The following is a 5,444-nucleotide window of genomic DNA, read 5'->3' as shown; positions in this document are numbered from 1 at the left end:
GTTAGCACAAGTTATTGCACTATTAATTGGAATCTTCATACCCCAGCATCTCTTGCCATCAATCCTCAGGTTGGCTACTAGATGAACTTTATGCGGTTTTCCGTCTTTATCCTTTAACTCAACGGCAAACCTTGTAAAGACACCTACTCCCCATATCATTTTTGTAGGGGCACCAATTGTATTGGATCCTCCAACAAAGGCTGATGATCTGTCACCAGTAGTGCGCTTAATTGGTTTAAGGGCAACAGAAATTTCCCCCTTCATGGTGTGCGAAATAACAGGAGAAATGGGTGCAAACACCCCTTCTAACTCATAAATGTGTTCTTCAAGAGGCAATTTATTATGTATTTCTAGATCCTTTAAATTTAACTTATAGAAAATACTATTAATAGGACGACCTTCGGCATGTCCATTATAATTTACAAAATAAGCAGCAGACGAATAAAAATATTCTTGATCTGAATCAACAAATGTTGTCACTGATTGTAATATTTTACCCTCTCCTTTGTTTGTTACCCTAGAGGTAACATCAACATCTTTAATTTTTTTATGTGTTTTTGTATCAATAACAGTAACAAAGCTGTCTTTAGTGTTAGTAACAATAGCCAAACCTCTCTTTGGAATAAAGGTAGTACGGGCACTCCCAAATCCAGTTTTTATTGTACTAACTATCTTCATGTTGTCCCTATTAATGACATGCATATATCCCACATTAGCGCCCTTAGTAGATTTTGTAGAAGAGCCTATATAGATGTGTTTTCCATCGGGATGTACATCAGCATAATAGGATGATTCCATATTTTTAGGGTCTCCAGGTAAAGATTGAGTCCTCTTTATATGTATTTTATTGCCTCCATTAATTGTAATTTCTAACAACATAGGAGGGATATTATCCTTAGGCAATCCTTCAGCAACAGCATAGTATGTTCCAGTCCCTTTTGAGTTATCCCGGATATTAACAAAACTGTGAACTGGAGTTGGTGTTTTAACTTTACTTAAGAACTCAACACTAGTCTTAACGCCACGCCCATTACTTTTTGCTTTTTGTTTCATTTTGTATAAACTAATAGAGTGACGCTTCCTATCAATAACAGCAAAAGTGTCTCTTGTAAACCAAAAAGGAGCACCTGAAGATGGACCGTTCTGGAGATCAAATAGGGAACCATCACTGTAATCTCCATGATCTACAGTCTCAAGACCATCACTGTAATATCTGTAATCAACAGCCTCAAAACCATCATCAATCTCCATTTCCAACACAGGGTGGTAGTGGTTGTCCGCTCTGTGCGTAATAGCCCCTGTCGACCCAGCAGTGCTTGCAAGTACTTTATTGGTACTTGGATCGATAATAGAGGATATGGCTTTATTTTTGGCTGCTACTAGAACATATTTGTTATGCGTGTTATAAGCCATTGGAGAGATTGCTGGTGATTCAGGTAACTCAATACTGCCCTTAAATGACACACTTCTAGCATCCATAATCTGAATAGAGTTTTGTTTATGATCCGATGCAGGAAGATATCCTGCGCTTCTATTTAGATAATCCGACACATAAAGATTCTTTGTCTCTCCAGCTTTATTAATGCCTGAAAGATTACGGTACTCAGGGTAGTCTATGGATTTATAGACTTTCATTTTAGCTACATCAATAGCAATAATCTTGCCAGATTGATATACACTGCTTCCTGGATCGACATAATATGCACGCATCTCTGCGTGCGATGATGAAGCACTTGCTCCTCCCCATGACAAAGAACCCGCCAATACAACCATGCTCAATAGAATGTTTTTTGTTTTCATTATTATTTTCCTCTTAAAAGTTACTGCTGAATTGTACACGAAATATATTTATAAACAGAAAAAATTCAAATAGAGACCTTTGCATAAATAGGGATGATTAGCAAAATCCAATTTTTGCCCAATTGGTGATTTCTTTAAACCTTGTCCTAGCAGGGCTAAGGCTGGGTTTAAAAAATCGCCAAGTGGGTGAAAAGTGGGTTTCTGATGATTGTTCCTATTTATGCAAAGGTCTCAAGTTAATGAAAAGTAGATTTTTGCTGATTATTCACATTTACACAAAGGTCTCTTATGGTTTGCGGTAAAATTTTTTATTATTTTTCTATCAACTAGCCATGTCACTACAAGACTTAGATGCCACGATTTCGTTTCAAAATTTAATCTTAAAACTACAATCATTTTGGGCATCAAAGGGTTGCACACTACTGCAGCCCTTTGACATGGAAATGGGTGCAGGTACTTTTCACCCTGCCACTTTTTTAAGAGCCATCGGTCCTGAGCCTTGGAAAGCAGCATATGTGCAACCCTCTCGTCGTCCAACTGACGGGCGTTATGGCGAAAACCCAAATCGCTTACAGCATTATTATCAGTTTCAAGTCTTACTCAAACCATCACCGAATGATATTCAAGATTTATATTTAGAATCTTTGAGTGAAATCGGACTGGATTTGACCAAGCACGATGTGCGCTTTGTTGAAGACAATTGGGAATCACCAACACTAGGTGCTTGGGGACTGGGCTGGGAAGTTTGGCTGAATGGCATGGAAGTCTCACAATTTACTTATTTCCAGCAAATCGGTGGCCTGCCTTGTAAGCCTGTATCAGGTGAACTCACTTATGGACTTGAACGCTTAGCAATGTATCTGCAAGGTGTGGACAGTGTTTATGACTTGGTGTGGGTTGATGGGGTGAGTTATGGGGATGTCTTTCATCAAAATGAAGTTGAACAATCAAAATATAATTTTGAAATTGCCGACATTGATGTCCTATTTAAACAATTTGACGAGGCGCAGGCAATGAATGAAAAACTCATTGAACAAGCACTGCCTTACCCAGCGTATGAGCAAGTCATGAAAGCATCACACTTATTTAATTTACTTGATGCGCGTCACGGTATTAGCGTCACAGATAGAGCGCGTTTTATTCGTCGTGTACGCTCAATGAGTCAGAAAGTGGCTAAGGCGTATTACGATTCGCGTGAAGCACTTGGTTTTCCAATAAAATAAATTGACTGTGCAAATCTTTTCTAAACTTTATCATAAAACGCTAGAGTGGGCACAGAGTAAACACGCTGTTTACTGGTTGTCTTTAATAAGCTTTATAGAGTCTTTTATACTGCCCTACCCGCCACCTGATGTCTTACTTGCGCCTATGGTGCTTAAAAAACCAGAGAAAGCCTATCAATTTACATTAATTTGCACAGCTCTATCGGTATTGGGTGGTGTGGTTGGTTATTTTTTGGGTGCATTATTGATAGATGTTATTCAACCATTGTTGGTCAAACTCCATTATGTTGATAAACTTGAAACAGTTAAAGCGTGGTTTGCAGAATACGGCATTTGGATTGTGGCAATTGCAGGATTCTCACCAATGCCTTATAAAATATTTACTCTCGGTGCAGGTATTGCCAATATGGCGTTTTTACCGTTTATACTAATATCATTATTAGCCAGAGGGGCACGATTTTTCTTAGTGGCATTTTTTGTTAAAAAACTCGGTAACGCCTGTGATATTTGGCTAAAAAAATACATTGACCGTCTGGGTTATATTTTGATTATCATCATTGCATCAGGAGTGTGGTATGCTAAATAAACTGATTATTGTTTTTATTTCTCTGGTGCTTACCAGCTGTTTTTTCGAAAAAACAAAAAAACCAGTGGTTATTATTGACAGGTCAACGGGTCAAGAAAATATAGATTTTGACCGCTTTGCTATTACTTCTCAAGCAGAAGAGGAAATGACTGATAGAAAGATTGATAAAAAAACAAACAGTGCTCTAATTCCTGTTGCTGGTAGAATCATTAAGACTTTTTCTAAGGACCATCAAGGACTGAGTTTTGCGACAAATTTTGCTCAAGCAGTGCGTGCTGTTAAAGATGGCATGGTTGTTTATAGTGGTAATAAAAATAAAAAAAATGGCAAAACGATCATCATTAAACATTCACTAGGCTTTTACAGCTCTTATATGCAAAATCAAACCCTACAAGTGCAAAGTGGCGATAAAGTAAAGAAAGGACAAGTTATCGCAACTACTGGCAAAAATAACTTTTATTTTGAAATGAAAAAATTCGAAACACCTATCAACCCAATCAAATACCTAAAATAATATGGACTTCTTACAAAACTTAACACTTTATCAAACTGTTGGCGTCTTGTTCGCCGCAGCTTTTATTGTACATATCACTACAAGTACTGTATTAAAACAACTGATCACGCAAGCCGATAAAACTAAAAATCAATTGGATGATTACCTGCTTAAATCTATTTCTGCACCAATCAAAGCGTTAGTCTGGTTTGCTTGGTTTTACCTTTCTATTAATGCACTCAAAGGAGAGGTTGCGTTATTAGCCCAAGTGATTAATTACATTGATATTCTTCCAATTTCTATCATTACTTGGGGCGTGCTACGGATGATATCTGGTACCGAATCTTATCTACTTGAATACAAAGACAGTACTGATAAGGATTCTGTAAGGTTAATCGCTCGCTTAATTAAAATTCTAATTATTGCCTCTATTGTGCTTGGTGTTGCGCAATATTTTGGTTTCTCAATTTCTGGTCTACTGACTTTTGGTGGTGTCGGTGGCATTGTCATGGGTTTTGCCGCTAAAGATATGTTATCAAATATCTTTGGTGGGTTGATGTTGCAAATGGACAGACCTTTTTCAACCGGTGATTGGATTCGTTCCAGTCAGTTTGAAGGTACAGTTGAAAAAATCGGCTGGCGTATGACGCGTATTCGCACTTTTAGCAAAAACCCAATTTATATCCCTAACTCAATTTTTGCCTCAATCCCAATTGAGACACCATCGCGTATGACCAATCGTCGTATTAATGAAGTGATTGGCATTCGTTATGATGATATTGCAAAAATACCCGCTATTATCACCGAAGTAGAAGCGATGCTAAAAGCACACAAGGAAATCGACCAATCTCAAGCACTAAGAGTGTATTTTAATTACTTTAACGCCTCTTCTCTTGATTGTAACATTGTTGCCTTTACCAAGACCACTAGTAAAGACAAATATCAACAAGTGAAGCAAAAAATACTACTCAATATCGCAGATATTATTACCAAACACAAGGCAGAAATCGCCTACCCTACTCAGACCTTGCACATTCAAAAGTAACCACTATGAAAAAGCTATATATTCGCACTTTTGGATGTCAAATGAACGAGTACGACAGCCAAAAAATGACCGATGTGCTAAAGCATTCACACGCTTTAGAATTAACCGATGATGCACTTGAAGCAGATGTATTACTCATCAACACTTGCTCCATTCGTGAAAAAGCACAAGAAAAACTGTTTCACCAACTCGGTCGGTGGAGAAAACTCAAAGAAAAAAATCCCAACTTAATCATTGGCGTCGGTGGCTGTGTTGCTTCACAAGAAGGGGAGCTTATCTTAAAACGAGCCCCCTATG

At 37.9% G+C, this 5,444-nt stretch carries 5 protein-coding genes and 1 pseudogene; 5 read left to right on the top strand and 1 reads right to left on the bottom strand.

Annotated features, from left to right (window positions below):
- On the bottom strand, nt 1-1,800 hold a 1,800-nt coding region (locus BBROOKSOX_RS08715; protein ID WP_139661083.1), incomplete at its 3' end, for a YncE family protein.
- Nucleotides 1,801-2,132: 332 nt separating this feature from the next.
- Between BBROOKSOX_RS08715 and glyQ the strand changes: the two genes are divergently transcribed.
- From glyQ to BBROOKSOX_RS08690, 5 genes and pseudogenes are all read left to right on the top strand, one after another.
- A complete protein-coding gene (glyQ, locus tag BBROOKSOX_RS08710; protein ID WP_139661081.1) occupies nt 2,133-3,023 on the top strand; it encodes a glycine--tRNA ligase subunit alpha in 891 nt (296 codons plus the stop codon).
- 1 nt (nt 3,024) lies between these two features.
- The gene (locus BBROOKSOX_RS08705; protein ID WP_373896622.1) at nt 3,025-3,609 is read left to right on the top strand and encodes a YqaA family protein; all 585 of its coding nucleotides are present in this window, start codon (nt 3,025-3,027) and stop codon (nt 3,607-3,609) included.
- The gene (locus BBROOKSOX_RS08700; RefSeq protein ID WP_139661076.1) at nt 3,599-4,123 is read left to right on the top strand and encodes a murein hydrolase activator EnvC family protein; all 525 of its coding nucleotides are present in this window, start codon (nt 3,599-3,601) and stop codon (nt 4,121-4,123) included. Before BBROOKSOX_RS08705 ends, BBROOKSOX_RS08700 begins: the two co-directional genes overlap by 11 nt.
- A gap of 1 nt (nt 4,124) precedes the next feature.
- Entirely contained in the window at nt 4,125-5,147 is a 1,023-nt protein-coding gene (locus BBROOKSOX_RS08695) for a mechanosensitive ion channel family protein (RefSeq protein WP_139661074.1), read from the top strand.
- A 5-nt stretch (nt 5,148-5,152) separates the two neighbouring features.
- Nucleotides 5,153-5,444: pseudogene (locus tag BBROOKSOX_RS08690) on the top strand (tRNA (N6-isopentenyl adenosine(37)-C2)-methylthiotransferase MiaB); the annotation flags it as partial.

Source organism: bacterium endosymbiont of Bathymodiolus sp. 5 South, assembly GCF_900128535.1.
In the GTDB taxonomy this organism is placed as follows: domain Bacteria; phylum Pseudomonadota; class Gammaproteobacteria; order PS1; family Pseudothioglobaceae; genus Thiodubiliella.
The sequence above is the reverse complement of the archived record's forward strand: the minus strand, read 5'-3'. Positions and strand labels throughout refer to the sequence as shown.